The following is a 515-nucleotide window of genomic DNA, read 5'->3' as shown; positions in this document are numbered from 1 at the left end:
CGGCCCCGCGCCGCCAGGCACCTTGCCGCCGGGCAACCTGCCGCCGGGCTGGATCGTCGGGCCGGAAGGCCAGCGGCCGCCGCCCATGTCCTACGCGCCCGGCGATCACGGACCCGCCGTCACCGGCTCGGTGACGGGGCGCAATACTACACCGCCCCCGTGCCCCAGGCGTCCCCCATCCCCTTGCCTAAGGCCAAGCCGGGAGAGGACTGAGCCGCGCGCCATGGCCACGCAAACCGCCCTCTGCGCCGGCATCGACGGCTGCCCCGGCGGCTGGATCGTCGCCGCGTGGGATGGCGCCGGGCCCTTGTCCCTGTCCCGGATCGCCGACCTCGCCGACCTCTTCGCCGGCGACGGCGCTCCGCGCATCGCCGCCATCGACATCCCCATCGGCCTTCCCGAGCGCGTCGGCCCGCGCGGGCGTCCGCCCGAACGGCTGGTGCGCCCGCATCTCGGCCGCCGGCAGTCCTCCGTGTTCTCGGTGCCGTCCGCGCGCGGTGGCGGCCGGGCTCGGC

Annotated in this window: 1 protein-coding gene; it reads left to right on the top strand. The window is 77.1% G+C overall.

The window, feature by feature from the left end; all coding sequences use genetic code 11:
- Positions 1 to 223: 223 nt before the first annotated feature.
- A partial coding sequence (locus AC2W7M_RS27210) for a DUF429 domain-containing protein (protein ID WP_486136363.1) occupies positions 224 to 515 on the top strand: 292 nt, incomplete at its 3' end.

Source organism: Xanthobacter sp. BG11Y11_SDJG, assembly GCF_057364445.1.
The sequence above is the reverse complement of the archived record's forward strand: the minus strand, read 5'-3'. Positions and strand labels throughout refer to the sequence as shown.